Raw genomic sequence first — 19,942 nt, 5'->3', positions numbered from 1 at the left:
TCGTCGACGCTGACAGACGTCACCTGGCGAACTTCCGGTTCATCGCCGCCGCCACCAACGGCACCGCCGTCGTCGCCACGGCTCCCAGAGGCAGCCGCCGGATGCCCCGCGTAACGACGAATGCTGCCGCCATCGCGCCTGCCAGCTTGAGCCAGGGCTGATTGCCGAGCTGTACATGGGCGCTTGCATCGGCCCAACGGACGTTCTCCGCAACGACGGTCGCAGCCTGATGCTGGATCACGTGAAGGCGCGCGCGGAGGTTTTCGATCTCTTCTCTCAGTTCTCGCAAGCGGCCTTCCAGGGCATGACCATCGGAGACATCACCATCAGAGACCAGGAGAGGTTCCTCGACGATGTCGCCAACCGGAACATGACCACCGAGTGTTGCAATATACGCCCGATAGTCGGCCTCGCTCGCGAAACCCTCACGTCTGATGAGATCGGGATTGATGGTGGCTTCTTCCAAAGCCGCCGGTGCGGTGCCGGCACCGCCGGGCATACCCCTATTTGTGCCGATCTCTCCGCGTTCGTCCTTCAACATGATGCGTCTCCAGTTGTTTCCTGGCGATAGAACGTCTGACGGCTCAGAAGGATGCATCGGCCGCCGCTTCCCAGGCTGGACAAAATGCTGGTTTCGGCGAATATTGAAACGAATATTTCACGAGTCGTGCAGTATGAAATATCTATTCCACTGATGCGTCATGCGTCCGACAGGGATTATGTGCAGAACCGGTTCGAGGGGATCGGCATCTTCACCCGAGATTGATTGTTCTTCTTCAGGCATTTCCTTCCGACGGATCCAGGAATTTCGGAAGGTCAAGAGGAAGGGGCGAACGGCCGCTGGTTGCGAGCAAACCTGTGCGCCGACCGCCTCAGGCGGAAGAGGATTTTCACTCGACGGGAGGCGAACTGCAACAGCCCCTGCGCCCGGCGCCGTAACGAGACGCTGTGAGCCGAGGAGGGACTCATGTTGGGAAGGCTATTGTCACGCGTTCGAATCCAGACGCAGGTAATGGTGTTCATCATTCCGTTCGTCTTGAGCATCATGGCCGTGGGCGCGACAGGTTTTTATGCGTCGAGCCTGCTCCAGGGGCGGATGGATATTTCAAATTCCGTCCTGCAGTCCTTGAGCGGCTTTCGGGATTTGTCGGCCGCGATGGGCGAGTTCCTCGCCAATGCCACGCAAGAAAACCGGGATGTCGTCACCCGAAAACTTGCCGATCAACGCACCCTTCTGAAAGCCGGCATCGATAAGCTCGCCGCCGATCGCAGCGGTCAGCAGGAGCTCGAGCAGGCGCAATCCTCCATCGACGGAATTTCAACCCGCATGGATTCGCTCTGGCGACTTCAGGAGAACCGGGCGGCGCTGCTCATCGATCTTCAGAAGGCATTGAGCGTCGTCGTGTCGTCCCAGACGGATATCGTCGAAGGTACCAAGGTTCTTCAGCGGGCTGCCGACAGCCAGGAGGACGAAGCACGCAACATGCTGGGCGACGCGCAGCGTATTTCCGATTTCTTATCCTTCGCCCAGGCGTTTAACGACAAGGTTCAAGCCGCCGCCGGTATCGGCGGGCCTGACATGGAAGAACTCGGCCGGCAGCAGCGGGTCCTGGCGATGGCGCTGGCCGGCGAAGCGCCGGAGGCCAAAAAGGCGATCGACGACGCCATTGTTTCCTTGAAGCCGCTTGTCGAGGCCACCGGTCAAACCGAGGAACGCGCAGCCGGCCTCAGCAATGCGATGGGCCAGATCGTCGGCAGACTGCCTGAATTGCAGGCGGCCGCCGCACGGCGGGTGAAGGCGGCAACGGAAAAGGCGGCCGAGATTGCCAAGCCGGTCGAGCGCGCTAAGACCAGCCAGAGAGACGGCCAGAAACTGATCACGTCGGCTTACGTGATTCAGATCGTCATGGCCAAACTGACGCTCGCGCCGACGGACGCCAATCTTCAGAGACTCTCGCAGGAAATTACCGCTGTCAGGAAAGGCTTGGACATGCTGATTTCCAACGCCGGCAGCGTTGCGCAGTTCGACAAACTCAAATCGAAGCTTCTGCCGGCGCTGGACAAGATGCAGGAGGCTGCCGCGGACCTCGTCCACATCAGCGCACAGCGCCAGGAGGAATTCCGTTCGGCCGCCGCCGACGTGGACGGGATGTGGTCTCAACTGACGGCTTTCGCCGAAATGCAGCGGCAGAACGCGGCCGACGAACGCACGGACGCCAACTCGATGTCTCTCGGCACGACAATCCTCGGCGTGGTGATCGCGATCCTCGCAGGCGTCGGGCTGACCGTGACGCTCAAGGGCCCGATCAATCAGATCACCTCGGCCATGAGGCGCCTGGCGGATGGCAAGCTCGAAACATCAATCGTTGGCGAGCGCCGGGCCGATGAAATCGGCGATATGGCCCGCGCGCTCGGCGTATTCAAGAACAATGCCATCGCCAAGGTCGAGATCGAGGAGCGCAGCGAGATCGAGCGATCGAAGGCCGAAGAGGAAAGGCATCGCAACGATGAGGAAAAACGCGCGGTCGAAGAGCAGATAGACTTCGCGGTGACGGCACTGGCACAGGGTCTCGGTCGACTGGCGCAGGGCGACATTTCGCAGACGATCGCGACACCCTTTTTCGGACGGTTGGAGCAGCTTCGCAACGATTTCAACGCGTCGCTGCTACGGCTGCAGGAAACGATCGACCAGATCCGCACGAACACCCGGATGATCGAAGGCAATGCCGGGCAAATGGATCTCGCCGCGGGCGATCTAGCAAGGCGCACGGAACAACAGGCCGTCGCACTCGAGGAGATTGCAGCAGCCATCGAAGAAATCACCACGACGGTTCGTTCGTCTGCAGCCTGCGCCGATGACGCCCATCAGATCATCACCGACACCAAACAGGCGGCCGATTCGTCATCCCAGGTCGTCGCCAGTGCTATCGATGCGATGAGCAAGATCGAAGCGGCGTCCGACGAGATCGTTCAAATCATCGGCGTCATCGACGAAATCGCGTTTCAGACGAACCTGCTTGCGCTCAACGCCGGCATCGAAGCGGCCCGCGCCGGCGAGGCCGGAAAGGGCTTTGCGGTCGTGGCCCAGGAAGTGCGCGAGCTCGCCCAGCGCTCCGCGGAGGCCGGCCAAAGGATCAAACAGCTCATCGGACGTTCGCAGACGGAGATTGCCAATGGAGCGCGTGTCGTGCGCGAAACGAGCGAAGTCCTCGAAAGCATTTCGGCGAAAGTGGTCACAGCCTCCGGGCAGATGGACGTGATCGCCCGCTCGAGCAGAGAGCAGTATAACGCCCTTCATGAAGTGAATTCTTCCGTCAACCGGATGGACCAGATGACGCAGCAGAATGCGGCCATGGTCGAGGAAACCAGCGCGGCGACGAAGGAACTTGCCGACGAGACGAGGATACTCCTCCAATTGATCGATCAGTTCCAATTGGCGGAAACGGACACGCTTCGTCGAACCGCTGCGGCATAGAACCGTCACCCCCGGCCAGCGGCTCGAGCTTCGCGACCTTCACTGTCGCGACGCGCTGAAACGCTCCGGCCGAAACTCCGCCAGCAGTGGATGGCGGCGCCCAGTGACGATTTCGTCCGCCAGCAATTCGCCGGCAATCAGGCCGAGGGTGGCGCCGCTATGGCTGAAGGCAACGAAATAACCAGGGATTGACGAGAGCTCGCCGAAGACCGGCTCGCCATCGCCCGGGATGGGCTTCGGCCCGACTCCATAATCTTCGATCTCCAGTCGCGGATTGCCTTCGAGAACCCTTGAGGCCTCGCGCAGCAGCCCGTCCAGCGTCGATTGCCTGACTTCGTAGCTGCCGTCAGGCTTCACGCTCACCTCTTCCTCGGACCAGGCGGAATCGAGCGCAAAGCCGCCGCTGGGCGTCGGCCGAATGGCAATGCGGGGGGTATTGAGTACGGCCTTCAGCGGGTGGCGGATCGGTTTGGTCCTGACGAGAAGGGCGACAGGCGTTGCATCCTCGATAAGCTGGCCGGCCTCGGCCACGATTGCGGGAACATCGCCGCCCGCAGCAAGCAGCACGGCATCCGCATCGCGGCGTATGCCGTCGGCCGTGATCACGCCGCAGGCCCGCCCGCCTTCGACATCGACCGTCGCGCGCCCGGCATCGGTAATGATCTCACCGCCCAGCGAGCGGAACTCTTCCGCGAGTGTGGCGATCAAGGACGGAAGATCGATCCAGCCCTCCCCGGGGTTGAAGATCGCGCCTTGCGGCGTCACGGCGCTTGCGTCGACACCTGGCGTCGTCCCGGCAATTCCTTCCCGGGCGAGCCATTGCGCGTGATAGCCGCGATCGCGCTCATAGTCGAAGATCTCGGCGATCTCGTTGCCGGCATCGTCCGCATCCCATGTCAGGCCGCCGTCGAAACGCAGCCACGGCGCATTGGGATATCGGGCGGCCAGGGTGCGATAGCGATCTATGCCGGCCAAACGCAGCCGGTGATAGGCATCGGAGCGTTTACGCGCCGAGTTGAGCCAGGCAAGCGAACGGCCGGAGGCACCGTTGGCAAGCGGGCCGTCATTGACGAGCACGGTGCGGACCCCGAGCCGCGCCAGATGAACGGCCGTCGAGACGCCAAAGATCCCGCCGCCGATGACGATGACCTTCACGGGTTTGGTGGAAGCATTCATGTCGATAACCTTGTTTCCTGCTCTTTCTACATCGGGTGAAAAATCCGGTGCATCCGGCGTGCGGAAGACCGGCGCCCATGCCTTGCCTCGGGCGCTTTACAGGACCTCGGCAAGGAAGCGCTTCAATCGCTCACTTTGGGGATTGTCGAATATCTGCTCCGGGCAGCCGGCTTCGACGATGCGGCCCTCATCCATGAAGACGACCTGGTCAGCCACCCTGCGGGCAAATCCCATCTCGTGCGTCACCACGGCCATCGTCATGCCCTGGCGGCCGAGAGCGGCCATCAGGTCGAGAACGCCCTTCACCAGTTCGGGATCGAGCGCACTGGTTACTTCGTCGAACAGGATGAGTTCCGGATCCATGGCAAGCGCACGCGCGATGGCGACGCGCTGCTGCTGCCCGCCCGATAGACCTGCCGGGCGATGATCCTTGCGCTCTGCGAGACCGACCTCGGCCAAACGCGCCTCGGCGATGCGTCGCGCCTCCTGTCTCGGCATCTTTTTGATCTTCGTCAGCGAAAGCATGACGTTTTCAAACGCCGTGTGATCGGGAAACAGGTTGAAGTGCTGGAACACCATGCCGACACGCCGGCGCAGCCTCTCCGGCTTCATCGCCAGGATGCTTTCGCCATCGAGCAGGATGTCACCGCCTTTCGGTTCGACAAGCCTGTTCATGCAGCGCAACAGCGTCGATTTTCCCGAGCCGGAGGGGCCGATGATGCAGGTGACGGTCCCGGCGGCAATGTCGAGATCGACCCCCTTCAGGACGTCGAGATGGCCATAGGCCATGGTCAGGTCCCGGATATTGAGGGCCCCACCCTTGAAGCGCGGTTCCATCTCCTCGACAGATTTGGCCGCGGACTGCGGTCCGGCAGCGGCCTGCAACTCGCTCACCTCGAGCAGCCCACTTGCCGTGCCGGGGCCGTGGCCTTGTTTTCCCAGGCGCAGTCGCGCATCGATATAATTGACGAAGTGGGTCAGCGGCACGGTGATGACAAGGTAGAAAACACCCGCTAGCAGCAGCGGCGACAGATTACCTGTGACGACGGCCTGATCCTGCCCGACACGGAAGATCTCCCGCTCGGAGGCGAGCAATCCGAGGAAATAGACAAGGCTGGAATCCTTGACGTTTCCGATGAACTGGTTGACCAGCGCCGGCAGAACGCGCCTGATGCCCTGCGGGATGACGATCAGGCGCATGCCCTGCCCGTAGCTCATACTGAGCGCCCGACAGGCTTCCATCTGACCGCGCTCGACGCTTTGGATCCCCGACCGGAAGATTTCGCCGATATAAGCACCGGCGATCAGGCTGAGCGCCAGGATGCCGAGCGGAAATGGCGACGGACCGAAGATCTCCCGGCCGATCCGGGCAAAACCCTGACCGATGATCAGGATCGTGACGATCGCCGGCAGCCCGCGGAAAACATCGGTATAGAGGCGTGCCGGCAGCCGCAGCCAGCGGGACTGCGAGATGCCCATCACGGCAAGAACCATGCCGATGACGACGCCGAGCACGGTCGAGGCAGCGGCCAGGATCAATGTGTTTTTCAGGCCGACGCTGATCATGCTCGGCAGCACTTCCGCCATGGCATCCCAGTCGAGGAAGCTGCGGCGCAGATTTTCAAGCCAGTTCATCGAGATCCCCATTGGAGCCCTTGCCGGGCACGCTGCCGCTCGCAGGCTGCGATCGGCAGCGCCATTTGTCAGCCGTCCGCTCTGAACGGCCGGCCTGCGGCCTTACTTCTTGGGAAGATACTGGTCCGGCATGGGCGAGCCGGGAAACCACTTTTCATAAAGGGACTTCCAGGTGCCATCCTGCATCGCGTCGTGAAGCGCGCCGTTCAGCGCCGTCCGAAAGGCATCATTTCCCTTCTTGACTACGAAGCCCGCCGGCGCATCGAAGGACGGGATGTTTACAGCAACCTTCAGCGCGGGATAGCGCTCGCCATATTGCTTGGCGGCCTCGTAGTCGAGAAAGTGCGCATCGATCGTTCCGTTGTTGAGGGCGGCCACGGCGGAATTGTTGTCGGGGAATTTCACCAGATCGGTCTCACCGAAATTCTTGGCCGCATAGACTTCCTGCAAGGTCCCCTGCACGACGCCGAGACGCTTGCCCTTGAGGCCACTGGCATCCTTGATGGCGGCATCCGCAGTCAAGACAGAGAGATAACCGGCAAGATAGCCGTCGGAAAAGTCGACCGTCTTCTTGCGGGCTTCGGTGGTTCCGATCGCCGCAACGGCAACATCGAACCGTTCGTTAGCGACCGACGGCAGAAGGGCTGAAAATTCCTGGCCCGTGAACGTCACCTTGTCCTTTGGAAAACCGAGGCGGGAGACGACGTTGAGAAACAACTCGATATCGAAACCCGTGAACTGGCCGTCCGCCGTCGCAAACGTATAGGGCTTGGAATCGCCCATCGTGCCAACGCTGATCACCCCGGGCTCGATTAGCTTATAGGGATTGTCAGCCGCCGCCGCGGATCCTGCACCCACTGCAAGAAGGCATGTCAAAAGGCCGGCCCGCAATGGGGCGAGGGTGGCCGCAAATGATTCAAAAGGCTTCATGTTCGTTCTCCGCTCTGAAAGGAATGCTCTTGTCGGCATTGTCGCGTCGCCCCGCCCCCGTCGCATAGTGCGGCAGAGTCTTCTGGACAAGACACCGGTCTCCTGTATAAAGAGACCGGTCTCACAACATATTTGATATCCGTCAATTGACCGGCCGTCAACAACTCTTGTAGTCCTCGGCTTATGGAAGATTCCGCTCATTCGAAACGTTCAGTCACGGTCGCCGATGTCGCGAAGGCCGCAAAGGTCTCGAAGGCGACGGCCGCCCGCGTGCTCGGCGGCTACGGCGTGGTCAGCGCCAAGATCACGGATCAGGTCATGGCGTCGGCAGCCGCGCTCGAATACCGCCCGAACGAGCTCGCCCGGAGCATGAGCACCGGAAGATCCGGCATCATCGGGGTCGTGGTCGGCGATATCGAGAACGCTTTCTTCAGCCTGGCGGTGCGCGGCATCAGCGATGCTGCCCGGCTTGCGGGCTTCAACGTCATCATCGCGAATTCGGGCGAACAGCTGGATGCGGAAAAATCGGCCGTCGACCTTCTGATCGGCAAACGCGTCGATGGCCTGATCGTCACGCCCGCTCGCTGCGACAACATCGATCACCTCCGAGATATCCGCCGCGCCGGCGTGCCGCTGGTCCTGTTCGACCGGGCCATTCCGGAACTCGATGTCGACGCCGTGACCGGGGACGACCAGGATGCGGCAGTCACCGCGACCCGGTATCTGATCGGGCAAGGGCATCGCCGCCTCGCTTACGTCTCCGCCATGGATGCCGAAGGCGGCGGGCTCACCGATGTCGGGCGAATATCGAATTCCGCCGTGCGCGAACGCGTGGAAGGCTTCGTGAGCGTCCTGACCGAGGCGGGCCTGCCGAACCCTCTTCATTATGTCAGGCTCGGCGCCACCGACCAGCAACAGACGGACGGCGTGATCAAACGCCTGGTCTCGGAGGGATCATCGCCAACTGCACTCTTGGCATCCGACAGCCTCGTCGGCTTGCGCATCTTCAAGTCGCTGCAGTCGCTCGGCCTGTCAATCCCGAGCGACGTGTCGATGATCTGCTTCCTGGATGCCGACTGGACCAGCGTCACCGTTCCACCGATCACCATCATCGACCAGCGCGTCTACGAGATGGGCAAGCTCGCGAGCGAACGTCTGGTCGCCCGCATCGAACGCACGCCTCTTGCCGTCGAACGTCTGCGCGTCAGTACGCGCCTTGTCGTACGCGGCTCCGTCGCGACGATCGGCCGGTGAGACCGCAGATCCAGGCGGAATCAATCGGTCGCACAGCAGCATTGTGATCGGCCGTGTTGTATCGATGGCCACCGATTTGTTATTGCATATAGTTCCTGTTGTCTTTGCCTGGCCTACGTTATTTAATACTGAAAATACTCGTCATGGGATTTTCAGAAAGATCATGCTCCAGTCAAATGAGGTTTCATCTGAGCTGATAGATTTGATCTATGGAAGTCTCTTCGGTGAGTGCAACTGGCAAGATTTTCTGGATCGAGTTGCGCAAACTTCGCCCAATGGAAAAGCTGCACTCCATTACCACGATCTGGCCTCGCCTATTGCTCATGTTCCTTACGTATCGGGCTTCTCGAGGACCGAGGTCGACCAGTTCAGCAGCCACTTTGCCTCGGTGAACCCTTGGATTCCGAGATTGAGCGTCGTGCCCGTCGGCCAGGGTGTCTGTGGAGACGAAATCTTTCCACGCAAAGACTTGCTCAAATCGGAATTCTACAACGATTGGCTGAAGGGGCAGGCCGGCTGCGAGACCAGCATCGGTGTCTCCATCATCCGGGAGGAAACCCGCACCTTCGTTCTGTCGACCTGCACGTCGTCGGCAGACCCCGATTTCAACAAAGCGGCAACCGGGCGCTACACGATCCTCGCGCCGCATTTGAAAAGGGCTTTCGACTTCATTCGGAAGCGCGATCTGCTGGCACCGGAAAAACAGGCAACGCAAACCCTGTTTGATAGTATCGGCGCCGGACTGATCTACGTTTCCGAGCAAGGGCGAGCACGCCAATGGAATAGGAGTGCGGAAGCGTTCGTGGAAGCTGGCTTCCCTGTGCATATCGCGCCGGATGGCAGGCTCGCACTTCAATGCGAGACATCAGCTGCCGTTCTCGATTTCCTGACGTCCAGAAAGGGTGTGCAAACAAAGCCGCATACGGCGATTGTAAAGGGGAAGAACAAGGCCAATTACCGCATCACCCTCGTCCGACTGCAGTCCGACGCGTTCACCGAATTCCTGGAGGGGCCGACCGTGGCCGTGATCATCGAGCCGATGATCACGACACCATTCAATGAGCGGCGAGACTTCCTGATGGAAACATACAAACTGACTGCGACGGAAATCCGGATCGCATCCAGCATTGCCTCAGGCCGTTCTCCAAAGGAAGTGGCCGTAGCCGATCACATCAGCTACGAAACTGTCCGGACTCATCTCAGAAACATTTATTCCAAGCTCGGGGTCAATTCCCAGGTTGGTTTGGTGGCCCTGCTCATGCGCTGAGCATCGACGCGGCGGTCAGTTCGAGCAGAAAACCAACCCGTTTAGATCTTTGTTTTCATGCATGTCGTTGCCCAAAACCGCTGCACGCTTTTTGGGCGACATGCATCAATCGTAGAGCTCACCACGACCGATCTGTGCCCTGGCAGGTTCATCGCTGATGGCGGGATCGTCGGCCGGATCGGGATCTCTCTTGTTGGCGTCGCTCAGAAACTGCGCAGCCTTCAGGAGCGCTGAGGTTATCTCTTCGGTGCCCCATCCGGCTTCATTGGCGGCTGCAATCAGCCTTTCCAAAGCCTCGCGCGCAGCGGCGGTCGCCTCTTCGAAGCGCTGCGCAGGAGCTTCGGCCTTCGGTGGTGGAAAGGTCATCGGCATTCCCTCCATGGATTGGCTGTTGGAGATGAACGCAGCCCGCGCGAAATGGATGCATAACCGCGCTGATTTAACAAGCGAACACCCGCGGCGCGACAAGGGCCGACGACGCCTCTGCGTCAGATCACCGTCTGCAACAGAAACGGAGAGCGCTCCAATGGCTGCTGGGCGAGGATCCGCAGCATGGCGGGACCTTGTATGCCTGACGTCGTGCACGAGCGACCGTCGTGATAGACCACCGTCATCACGCGGCTGAGACTATTGTACCTGATCTCTGCGATCGTGCGCGTGTGAACCGGAAAGATAAATTCGTGGGGCTGTGATTTTCGCCCCGAAGTCTTCAAGGTCATTGCGACGCCCCCGCGAAACAATAGCATTTTGGCCCGACCGTGCCTTAACCCGAGCCTAACGACGCCTATCAAGCACATATTGCTGCGACGGTCGCGTGACATCGGCGTGACACGCAGAATCGACATTCCCAACTCAAAACCGACTTCGTGACACGTCAGTTGCAAAAGCGGCGATCAGCCGTCAATGCAATGTCCTGCGGATCTCGTGTGCAAGAACCGGCTGCGGCCAGCCTTCGACCGTGCGTGCCAGCGATCGAACAGCTTCGTCCATGTTGAAAACCATGTCCCCGAGCCGCTCGATCTCATAATCGAGCTCGTAGACCTCGACTTCGTCAAGACCTTTGCTCTGGAGCAGTCGCCTCATTGCTTCGATAAGCCGCTCAGTCCGCCCAACGATATCAAGAGCGCTTCGGATAATAATATCGACCATGCACATCCCCTCGCTTCGATAACGGAGCGTCGGCCATAATCGCGATGCTGACAATCCTGAAATCTTGTCAGACGCGGCCTCGGATCGTGTCGTAGAGAGTACTCGACTGACGCCGCGCTTAGTCGTCGTCGAGCGAAAAGACCGGCCGGTAGTGGCGCTCGGCGATCAGCAAGCTCCGGTCGGGCCGGATGATGTAGATCTCCTCGACCTGGCGTCCCCATTGATCTGTGAAGGTATGCGGGAAGGAAGAGCCGACGGGCGACTTCGTCAACTTCGTGCGCGGTTGACCATTATAGGTGATGCTGCCGGGAATGGGGGCCAGCCCCGCCGACGAATAATTGCCTGCGCCGGTGGTGCAGCCTGTCAGCACAACGGCAAGTATCAACCCAAATCCTATGCTCCGCTTCATCGAGCCCTCCAACTGCTTCGTCCTTCACGCAGCACTCGTCTTATCGTCAATGTAACAGGGGACGATAGACATTGTTCCAGAATCGGTCGGAGCACACGCAGTCGTCCATCCCTCGTGTTGGCGTTGAATTTTTCAGAAAAAGGCGGCATTAAAAATTCATTCAAAGCGTGGCAGTGATTTAACTCTTGGATGGAACGCTGTTTACCCATGCGAGTAGTTCCTGGAGCTATCCTTCTGGCTGTCGCGACGATATTGGCCGCACCGGTCTTCACACGTGCCGAACCGGTGAAATCCACGGATGTTTCCACGGTCATTCTCTCCGTTTCACCACGGACAGTTCGTTGGGCCACCGTCTACAAACATCCGGATCCCGCCGGTCACGATCCCTATTACCATGTGGAGGTGATCGAGAAGGAGCAAGGTTCGCCGCCATGGCAATTCAAACGGCTTGCCGCACATCTTGTCGTAACGGCAGACGCTTTGGACAGGAGCCGTCTGAGACAAAAGGCCAAGACCTATTTTTACAAGGACCTCGAATTCCGGATCGCCCACCGAGCCTGGCGCACACAACCTCTCATCCAGCGGGGCACCGGGGTTTGCCGCACGACAATTCTTGAATGCGTCGGGGCTGCAGGCAATAGGCGCCCATAATGCGTGTGGATACGGTGAAGGCATGGCCGTATCAATGCGGGAGGATGAACGAAAGGAACGTTCGGCGATGCTAGCAAGAGCAGCGGGATATGCAGGGGCGGCAATCGCCGCTCTGTGGGCGGCCCGTCAACTAAACCGAATTTATTCATTCCCCGAACCGCTTGATGCTGAACTCATGAATGTTGCGAGAAATTTTGGCATTTTCATTCTGCCAGCGCTCGTTCTGCTGTTGGCAGGACCGTTCAGGATGTGGTTCGACAGATTTGCGCCGCTTTATCCCTTGGTGCTCGGCGCCGGCGTCCTCAACATCTATCTGCAGAATGATGCGCTTGCCGCCGGTCTGCCGATCATCGTGCTCGTTTATCCCTTTCTGGTAATCTTTGCGCTCGCCTATCTGTTGCGCGGCCGAGTGCCGCGGGCTTAGAAAAGCCGGAACCCCCATTCCGGTGCATCTGACAACAACAAATGCCGACCCATATTTCCGGTTTGGCATCCGAATTCAAAGGGTTGCAAGAATCGAAGAAATACACTTTATGTGTGATAATGAATCGCCAAACTACCCCTGCTAGAGAAAATGCTGCCGCCCACGGCCGGCGTAGGGATGGCCATTTTTCGTCAGCCCTGGGGTTGCGGCTGATCCGAACCTTATCGCCCCCCAATTAGCTTACCTGATCACCAGGACATGCATTCGCCTCTCCGTTCTCAGCGTGGGAGAGACACGTCCGGATAATGTTCACAAACCTCGCATCTACTTTCTCCATAAGGACATCTCGATGAAGCCCATACGCAATCTCCACATGATGATGGCAAGCGCCGCATTCCTGACGCTCGCCGGCCCGGCGCTTGCCCTTGATGGCGCCGACATGATGAAGAAGCTCAATGCCGCAACCAGTGCCGGCGGTACGGTCATCACTTTTGAGAAGGCGGATGTCGACGGCGACACGGTAACGGCGACAGGCGTCCAGGTGGGATATGCGAACCTGCCCGGCGACACGCTGAAAATCGGCGACCTCACCTTCGAGGGCGTCGAGGAAACCGAAGGCGGCGGCTACTACGCCAAGGGCGTCTCTTTCCCGGATATCGATATGAGCCAGGAGGAAGGTCGTTTTTCCGCAAAGGACATCCTGATCGTCGGCCTCACGATCCCCGCCAATGCATCAGGCGACACGCTGAACGATATCCTCCTCTATGAAACCGTCAGCACCGGCCCAATCGCTTTCAACATCAAGGGCAAGGACGTGCTTGCTATCGAGAGTATCGAGTCAAACCTCGGACGCCAGGACGGCGGCTTTGCCTATGACGCCAATGTCGCCGGCATCAAAGCCGACCTGTCGCAGGTCGAGGAGGCGAGCGCGAAGGAGGCCATCGCGAAGCTCGGGTTGACGACGCTCGACGGCACCGTGACGATGAAGGGAAACTGGGAGATCGAAAACGGCAAGGTCGCTGTCGACGAATATGCCTTCGATTTCAAGAATATCGGCCGGCTGAATTTCGCCGTCGACTTCTCCGGTTACACGCTGGGCTTCATCAAATCGCTGCAGCAGGCGGTGAAAACCGCCGAGGCCAATCCGAACAAGGAAGAGGCCAACCAGGCCGCCGGCCTTGCGATGTTGGGGCTGATGCAGCAGCTGACGTTCAACAGCGCTTCGATCCGCTTCGACGATGCCTCGATCACCAAGAAGGCACTTGACTATGCTGGCTCGCAGCAGGGCGTCACGGGCGATCAACTGGCGCAATCGCTGAAAGGTCTTGTGCCGATGATGATGGCACAGCTCAACCTACCCGAGCTGCAAAACCAGGTGTCGGCCGCCGTCAACACCTATCTCGACGGTCCGAAAAATCTGACGATCAGCGCCGCGCCGGAAAAGCCGGTTCCCTTTCCGATGATCATGGGTGCTGCCATGGGTGCACCGAACACCATTCCCTCGGTGCTCGGCGTCAAGGTCACCGCGAACGACTAGAGCAATTCCAGCAAAAGGGCGTCGCAGTTTTGCGTCCGGACTTGCGTGAAAACAAAGAGATAGAGCATTTCCGTGATTCGGAAAAAAACGGAAATGCTCTAGGATCTTTGCTCTAGGATCTTTGCAGGGCGCTTCACGAACGCCGGCTGCCGGAGGCGGGTTATCTGCCAACCTGCCTCTGGATCAGCCCCTTCAGGAATTGCTCTAGAACTCGTCGCTGCGACGCTTCACGGCGTGCTTCAGAGCTACCATATGCCTTCGCCGCTCCAGCACATAATCGGCATATCCGACGCAGATGAACAGCAATGTCGGGCCGGCGTATATGATGATCAGCGCCAATGCGATAAGGATGAATGCGGTCGTCATGGTCGTATTTTCCATCAATATTAGGCGCGCCGCATCTGGAGCGGCGAAACGGACGGAGCCTCGTCTCGACGATCCCTGTCCTTATTCCTTCAAAATTCGCCGGCCTGCTATTCGTTCCCTTCCCGATCGATTTCCATTCGTTTGGGATGCCCGATCGAGCGACAATGACGAAGCTGACGGCTCGCCCCAACCTCGATCAGTCCCGTGGCCGTTCCTCCCGCATTGCCGCCGTCACGCTCTTGAGTAGCGGGCTCGACATCAGATCCCCGAGCAAAAACGATAGCTTCGGCTTCCAGTTCGGATAGCTGTCACTGGTGCCGGGAACATTGGTCGGTCTCTTCTCGTCGGTAAGGTCGGCGAGACGGACCACGGCGAGAAGCGAGGGTGTCCTGGCGATGAAGCGATAGGCGCTCACGGTCAATTCTCTCAGCGTCCGCTCGCTTGCTTTCGCGCGCGCGAGGCGGGCCGGCAGATCGAGGCCGGCGAGCTTGAAGGCGGCCTTCAGGTTTCTCCGTTCTCGCTTGCGGTATTCGCGATGTTTTTCGGTGAGATCGGCCGGCACGATGCCGTGGTCGGAGCGGGCCTGAATGTCGGCGCCACGCCACCAGCCGGCAAGCGTCTGATGGTCGTGGGTCGAAATGCAGGCCAAAGCGAGGACGGGATAGACGTCCGCCGGCTTGAAACCCTGTTCGTCCTGTTCATAGGAAAGAATGCGATAGGAGAGAATGTGGGCCGCCGCCAGATCCTCCTGCAATCCCTTGGGGATCAGCCCCAAATCTTCTCCAATGACCAGGCAGCGATGTTCTGCGGATAGCTCGGCGAGGATCTGCAAAAGCCGATCCTCGGGATAGCGGACAAAGGCGCCTTTGTCCGGCCTGCTGCCTAATGGCACCAGGAAGAGGCGGCGAAGCGCTGCGGCGTGGTCGATGCGAATGGCGCCCGCATATCGCATGGCAGCGCTCACCATCCGCCGGTAAGGCGACATTTCTCCTGAAGCGATTGCCGAAGGCAGGTATCCGGCGAGGTGCCAGTCCTGCCCGTCCACGGCGAAGGGATCGGGCGGGCTGCCAATTGTGGCCTTCGAGACATAGATGTCAGGCTCGCTCCATGTCGCCGAACCGTCGACCGCCTCGCCGACGGCCAGATCGAGATAGAGCCCGATCCGCAGGCCGGCCTTCCCAGCCCGGTCCGCCGCCTGCGTTAGCTGCCGATGGGCGAGCCATTGCAGCCACATGTGGAAGCGGACATCGTCCGCATGCCCACGCTCGAATTCGGCGACAGCGGCGCTGTCGAAGTGCTGGAAGTCTGCCGGCCAGCTTTGCCAGCCGGCGCCCGAGCCGCGCTCGACCATGGAAAAGGAGAGGCATTCGAAAAGCGCGTGAAGGCGCAGGCTGTCGCCGCCTTGCGCAACAAAAGCGTCGAAATCGGCCGGGTCGTATGTTTTGTCACTGACGCGGCGCTGTCGCCAGGCCGGCCAGAGATTGCGAAGGGCCTCGAGCTTGATCTCTGCTACTCCGACGTAATCGACGAGATCGGTTTGGCGAAGGCTTGCCAATTGCCGTTCGAGTTCCGGACTACAGACAAAACCCGGCAATCGGTCGACCGCGATATAGAGCGGGTTGAGATGCTGGCGGCTCGAGGGCTCATAGGGGCTGCAACGCTCGGGATCCGCGAGAAACGGCGCGTGAAGCGGGGTGAGGCCGATGAAATCGGCGCCCAGCGATCCCATGAGATCCGCCATATCGGCCAGATCCTCGAAGTCTCCTATGCCCCAGTTGCGTGCCGAACGGAGCTCGTAAAGCTGCAGGCTCACACCCCAGACCCGCGTAGCGGAAAGGAAATCCGGCAGAAATGACGTGGGAATCTTCCTGCGTGCCGGCCTAGGCTCCCGCCGCGGCGCGCCGGCCTCGTGATCGACTGCTCCCGTCACGTCGATCTTCAATGCCGAGAGGATCTTCCGCTTGGTCTCGCCCGATACCGTCACCTCCCGGTTGTCCGGACTGGGCCTGGTCGGGCTGATGCCGTGCCGGCGAGCGAGCTTGTCGAGCTCAGCGGATTTCATCGTTCGATCGCCTTCCTGTCAGCCCGCCCTCACGCTTCGCTGATGCTCCACATCACCGTCCAAGGCGCGAGATTATCGCCGTCGCTGCCGCCGAGACGGAAGATCGTCTCAGCGTCGTCCTGCTGCAAGGAGAGCGGCACCGCCTCGTTGCCGAGATTGGCGCGCAGATGAAGACGCCGGTTTTGCGCCAGGGTCCAATCCACCGCGAGCGCGCTTCCGGCTGAGCGATAGACCGCCTTTCCGGCGCCGGCGCCTTTCAGCAAGGGCACGATCCTTCGGTGCCGGAGCCCGAGAAGCGTCCTGTAAAAATCAAGAACATCGGAGGAAGCGCATTTCGACCAATCCAGCTTGGCGGCGGCAAAGGTCGATGGCGCCGTCGGGTCGAGAAGATCGTCTGCGTCGAAGCCCGGCAGACGCGACAGCTCCTCGCGGCGGCCTCTTCTGACCTTCTCGTTCAGATGCTCGTCGAAATCGCAGAAGAAGGGGAAAGGCTCTCTGGCGCCCCATTCCTCGCCCATGAACAGCATCGGGATCTCGGGCGCCAGCAGGTAGATTGAAGTAACGGCCTTGACGGCATCCGCCGGGCTCGAAGCCAGAATCCGGTCCCCCAGCGCCCTGTTGCCGATCTGGTCGTGGTTCTGGATGAAGGAGATGAAAGCGGTGGGCGGCAGGTGACCGCTCGGCCTGCCGCGGCTTCCGCCGCGATAGGGCATATGCTCTCCCTGAAACACGAAGCCTTCCGCCAGCGCCCGGCCGAGCTTGCCGGGGTCTTCGGCATAATCGGCATAATAGCCGAAGGTTTCGCCCGTGGCGGTGATGTGCAGCACATGGTGCACGTCGTCGTTCCATTGTGCGGTGAAGAGGCTCGCCTCGCCGTTTTCGTCACGCGACAACAACTCGCTGTCGTTTTCCTCGTTTTCGACGATCAGGTGAATATGCCGACCGACCGCCGCCGCCCTGACGCGGCGGGCAAGCGCGTGAAGCAGATGCTCGGCGCTGTCGTCCTTGATGGCATGGACGGCATCGAAGCGGAAACCATCGAGCCTGAATTCGGTGATCCAGTAGAGGGCATTCTGAATGATGAATTCACGGATCATCGCCGATCCGTCGCCGTCGTAATTGACGCCGTGGCCCCAGGGCGTCTTGTGGTGGTCGGTAAAGAGCGGCGCGTAGGAAGGGATAAAATTGCCGTCCGGTCCGAAGTGATTGTAGACCACATCCAGGAAAACCGAGATGCCGCGCGCATGCGCTGCGTCCACCAGCGCCATGAAATCTTCCGGACGGCCATAACTGTTGTCCGGAGCGTAAGGAAGCACGCCGTCATAGCCCCAGCCGTAGCGGCCCGGGAATTCGCCGACCGGCATGATTTGCAACGCCGTGACGCCCAATTGTTGCAGATGGTCGAGACGCTCGATCGCCGTCCTGAAACTGCCCCCAGGCGTGAAGCAGCCTATATGCATCTCATAGATGACCATCTCCTCCCAGGGGCGGCCCGCCCAGGCATCCGTCTTCCAGCGATAGGTGGCAAGGTCGATCACTTCGCTCGGACCGTGCGCATCCTGCGGCTGAAACCGCGAGGCGGGGTCCGGAACTTCGGAGCCGTCCGGCAGGACAAAGCGATAAAGCGTACCGGCATGGGCTTGCGCGACGGTGCAGCGGTGCCAGCCATCCTCAGCTGCCTGCATTGGGCGCAGGCCAGCGCCTTCGAGTTTCAGCGACACGCTTTCATGCAAGGGAGCCCAGAGGCGAAACAGAATGCCCTCTTCGGTGAATGCGGGGCCGAACGTCATTTTGGTCAAGGGAAAGCCTTCGATGAAATTGGGATGGGATTTGGGTAACTTTTGCCGGAGCAAAAAGTTTCGTCCGCAAGCGGACGCACGAAAGCGGCCGCTGTCACCAGGATGGCCGGGCCGGTCGCCTTACGCTTGGATCGTCAGGCCGCCGCGACTTTGCCTGAGAGCGCCTGGTCCATGGCCGCCTGGAGTTGCTCCTGCGTGAATGGCTTCTTCATCCGCAGCATCCGGCCGAGGCCATGGTCTTCGGAAAACTCGGCATAGCCAGAGGCAAGGATGATCGGCAGGCCTGGAAAGGAAGAGCGAAGGTGACGCGCAAGCTCCGCGCCCGTCATACCCGGCATGGCATGATCGGTGATGACGAGATCGCAATCCTGTCCGCCGGCAAAGAATTCCAAAGCCTGGGACGCGGAAGACGCTTCCTGCGGCAGGTGCCCGAGATCCTCCAGCATCGCTACGGTTCCCGTCCTGACCAGCGCGTCGTCGTCGACGACGAGAATGGCAAGCGGCCGAGACGAGGGTTTCAACGGCTCCGTCGCCGGAGGCTCGACGGCAGGCAACACCTTGACGAAGGTTTCGGCGACGGGCAGCCACAGGCATATGGTCGTGCCCTTGCCCCTTACGCTCGATATCTGGATCGAGCCGCCGGATTGCGCCGCCAGGCCATGAACCATCGACAGGCCGAGACCAGTGCCCTTGCCGACTCCTTTGGTGGTGAAAAACGGTTCGGCAGCACGCGAGACCGTTGCCTCGTCCATTCCCTCGCCATCATCCGACACCGATATCCTGATGTAATTCCCGCCCGCGAGGCTGGCCGGCCGGCTCTCTTCGGCCGCCGCGGCAACCGTCACGGCGCCGCCACTTTCGAGTGCGTCCCGGGCATTGACGAACAGATTGAGCAGCGCCAGTTCCAGCTGGTTGCTGTCGACCAGCAGGGGCGCGAGATCCGCCGGGATGCTTTTGCGGATTTCGATGCGCGGCCCCACCGCCTTGGCGAGGAGATCCTCGACGTTTTCGAATAGCCTGAGGAAATCCACCGCCTGCGGCTTGAGCTCCTGGCGGCGCGCGAAGGCAAGCAGGCGCTGGGTCAGTGCCGTGCCGCGCTCGGCCGCCTGGATCGCGTTCGTCACCAAGCGTTCGCTGCGTTCATCCGGCGGAAGCCGTTTCTTCAGAAGATTGAGGCTGCCGAGAACCGCCATCAGGAGGTTGTTGAAGTCGTGGGCGACGCCACCCGTGAGGTGACCGATCGTGTCGAGCTTCTGCGCCTCGAACAGCTGTGCGAGCGCCTCCTCGCGCTCCCGTGTCCGTTGATCGATCCGATGTTCGAGCTCTTCGTTGAGTTCACGCAACTGCGCTGCCGAAGCCTCGAGCTCGGCGGTACGCTGATGAACGCGGGCCTCCAGCTCGGCGTTCAGGCGTTCGAGCTCCCGCGTCTTCCTGTAGAGATCGGCAAAGACCCGCACCTTGGCTCTCAGCACCTCCGGGACGATCGGGACGGAGACGTAGTCGACCGCGCCCACCGCATAGCCACGCAGCCGATCCGGTTCGGCGAGCATGACGGCGGAGACGAAGATGATCGGCGTGTTCTGATAGCGCGGATGCTGCCGGATCATGCTAACGAGCTCGAACCCGTCCTGTTCAGGCATGCAGACATCGACGAGGATCACCGCGATTTCGGTGCGCAACAGGTGCTCGAAGGCCTCGCGGGCGGATTGCGCCTTTATGAGGTTTTCTTCGAGTTCTTCGAGAATGACCTCGTAACTCAGGAGCTTGGCCGGCTGGTCGTCGACGAGGAGGATGTTGACGGGGTTCAT

The 19,942-nt window shown here is 60.3% G+C and carries 18 protein-coding genes; 6 read left to right on the top strand and 12 right to left on the bottom strand.

All coding sequences use genetic code 11. From position 1 onward, the window contains the following. Window positions 1-19 precede the first annotated feature (19 nt). On the bottom strand, window positions 20-541 hold the full coding sequence (locus EEQ99_RS21745; protein ID WP_097543757.1) for a hypothetical protein: 522 nt from the start codon (window positions 539-541) through the stop codon (window positions 20-22). A 426-nt stretch (window positions 542-967) separates the two neighbouring features. Here EEQ99_RS21745 and EEQ99_RS21740 point away from each other — a divergent pair, with 426 nt between their 5' ends. After that, a complete protein-coding gene (locus tag EEQ99_RS21740) occupies window positions 968-3,475 on the top strand; it encodes a methyl-accepting chemotaxis protein (RefSeq protein ID WP_097543756.1) in 2,508 nt (835 codons plus the stop codon). A gap of 39 nt (window positions 3,476-3,514) precedes the next feature. Here EEQ99_RS21740 and EEQ99_RS21735 read toward each other — a convergent pair whose 3' ends face one another. The 3 genes from EEQ99_RS21735 to EEQ99_RS21725 all read right to left on the bottom strand — a co-directional run bounded on the left by EEQ99_RS21735 (window position 3,515) and on the right by EEQ99_RS21725 (window position 7,216). Beyond that, entirely contained in the window at window positions 3,515-4,651 is a 1,137-nt protein-coding gene (locus EEQ99_RS21735; RefSeq protein ID WP_029868063.1) for an NAD(P)/FAD-dependent oxidoreductase, read from the bottom strand. 96 nt (window positions 4,652-4,747) lie between these two features. Next, window positions 4,748-6,286, bottom strand: a complete 1,539-nt coding sequence (locus tag EEQ99_RS35395) for an amino acid ABC transporter permease/ATP-binding protein (RefSeq protein ID WP_028757529.1) — start codon at window positions 6,284-6,286, stop codon at window positions 4,748-4,750. A 102-nt stretch (window positions 6,287-6,388) separates the two neighbouring features. Then, window positions 6,389-7,216 carry an ABC transporter substrate-binding protein gene (locus EEQ99_RS21725; protein WP_028757530.1) on the bottom strand — a complete coding sequence of 276 codons (828 nt, stop codon included), beginning with the start codon at window positions 7,214-7,216 and terminating at the stop codon, window positions 6,389-6,391. A 183-nt stretch (window positions 7,217-7,399) separates the two neighbouring features. Here EEQ99_RS21725 and EEQ99_RS21720 point away from each other — a divergent pair, with 183 nt between their 5' ends. Both EEQ99_RS21720 and EEQ99_RS21715 read left to right on the top strand, forming a co-directional pair. Further along, window positions 7,400-8,470 carry a LacI family DNA-binding transcriptional regulator gene (locus tag EEQ99_RS21720; protein WP_097543755.1) on the top strand — a complete coding sequence of 357 codons (1,071 nt, stop codon included), beginning with the start codon at window positions 7,400-7,402 and terminating at the stop codon, window positions 8,468-8,470. Window positions 8,471-8,633: 163 nt separating this feature from the next. Beyond that, complete coding sequence (locus EEQ99_RS21715) at window positions 8,634-9,737, top strand: helix-turn-helix transcriptional regulator (RefSeq protein ID WP_097543754.1); 1,104 nt, start codon at window positions 8,634-8,636, stop codon at window positions 9,735-9,737. Between the two features lie 105 nt (window positions 9,738-9,842). Here EEQ99_RS21715 and EEQ99_RS21710 read toward each other — a convergent pair whose 3' ends face one another. From EEQ99_RS21710 to EEQ99_RS21695, 4 genes are all read right to left on the bottom strand, one after another. Beyond that, window positions 9,843-10,103, bottom strand: a complete 261-nt coding sequence (locus tag EEQ99_RS21710) for a hypothetical protein (protein ID WP_029868066.1) — start codon at window positions 10,101-10,103, stop codon at window positions 9,843-9,845. 122 nt (window positions 10,104-10,225) lie between these two features. Next, window positions 10,226-10,456, bottom strand: coding sequence for a hypothetical protein (locus tag EEQ99_RS21705; RefSeq protein ID WP_028757534.1), 231 nt, complete (start codon window positions 10,454-10,456; stop codon window positions 10,226-10,228). A 181-nt stretch (window positions 10,457-10,637) separates the two neighbouring features. After that, complete coding sequence (locus EEQ99_RS21700; RefSeq protein WP_097543809.1) at window positions 10,638-10,886, bottom strand: hypothetical protein; 249 nt, start codon at window positions 10,884-10,886, stop codon at window positions 10,638-10,640. A gap of 118 nt (window positions 10,887-11,004) precedes the next feature. Further along, entirely contained in the window at window positions 11,005-11,295 is a 291-nt protein-coding gene (locus EEQ99_RS21695) for a hypothetical protein (RefSeq protein ID WP_029868068.1), read from the bottom strand. 189 nt (window positions 11,296-11,484) lie between these two features. On the opposite strand from EEQ99_RS21695, the gene EEQ99_RS21690 reads away from it, so the two are divergent. The 3 genes from EEQ99_RS21690 (at window position 11,485) to EEQ99_RS21680 (ending at window position 13,907) form a co-directional block, all read left to right on the top strand. Then, window positions 11,485-11,946, top strand: coding sequence for a DUF5086 family protein (locus tag EEQ99_RS21690; RefSeq protein ID WP_308422537.1), 462 nt, complete (start codon window positions 11,485-11,487; stop codon window positions 11,944-11,946). A gap of 22 nt (window positions 11,947-11,968) precedes the next feature. Beyond that, complete coding sequence (locus EEQ99_RS21685) at window positions 11,969-12,370, top strand: hypothetical protein (RefSeq protein WP_244604832.1); 402 nt, start codon at window positions 11,969-11,971, stop codon at window positions 12,368-12,370. A gap of 349 nt (window positions 12,371-12,719) precedes the next feature. Next, entirely contained in the window at window positions 12,720-13,907 is a 1,188-nt protein-coding gene (locus EEQ99_RS21680) for a hypothetical protein (protein ID WP_097543752.1), read from the top strand. 204 nt (window positions 13,908-14,111) lie between these two features. Here the strand turns inward: EEQ99_RS21680 and EEQ99_RS34670 are convergent, their stop codons facing one another. The 4 genes from EEQ99_RS34670 to EEQ99_RS21665 all read right to left on the bottom strand — a co-directional run bounded on the left by EEQ99_RS34670 (window position 14,112) and on the right by EEQ99_RS21665 (window position 19,942). Beyond that, window positions 14,112-14,273, bottom strand: coding sequence for a hypothetical protein (locus EEQ99_RS34670; RefSeq protein WP_164735950.1), 162 nt, complete (start codon window positions 14,271-14,273; stop codon window positions 14,112-14,114). Between the two features lie 196 nt (window positions 14,274-14,469). Next, window positions 14,470-16,335, bottom strand: coding sequence for a 4-alpha-glucanotransferase (gene malQ / locus EEQ99_RS21675; protein WP_097543751.1), 1,866 nt, complete (start codon window positions 16,333-16,335; stop codon window positions 14,470-14,472). Window positions 16,336-16,364: 29 nt separating this feature from the next. Then, window positions 16,365-18,134 (bottom strand): malto-oligosyltrehalose trehalohydrolase, encoded by a 1,770-nt coding sequence (gene treZ / locus EEQ99_RS21670; protein WP_097543808.1) that lies wholly within the window; start codon window positions 18,132-18,134, stop codon window positions 16,365-16,367. Window positions 18,135-18,268: 134 nt separating this feature from the next. Further along, window positions 18,269-19,942: a response regulator gene (locus EEQ99_RS21665; protein WP_047618922.1), complete on the bottom strand. Its 1,674-nt coding sequence runs from the start codon at window positions 19,940-19,942 to the stop codon at window positions 18,269-18,271.

Origin of the sequence: Rhizobium anhuiense (assembly GCF_003985145.1) — a bacterium.
Lineage (GTDB): Bacteria > Pseudomonadota > Alphaproteobacteria > Rhizobiales > Rhizobiaceae > Rhizobium > Rhizobium anhuiense.
Note: the sequence above shows the minus strand (reverse complement) of the source record. Positions and strands in the feature narration are given on the sequence as shown.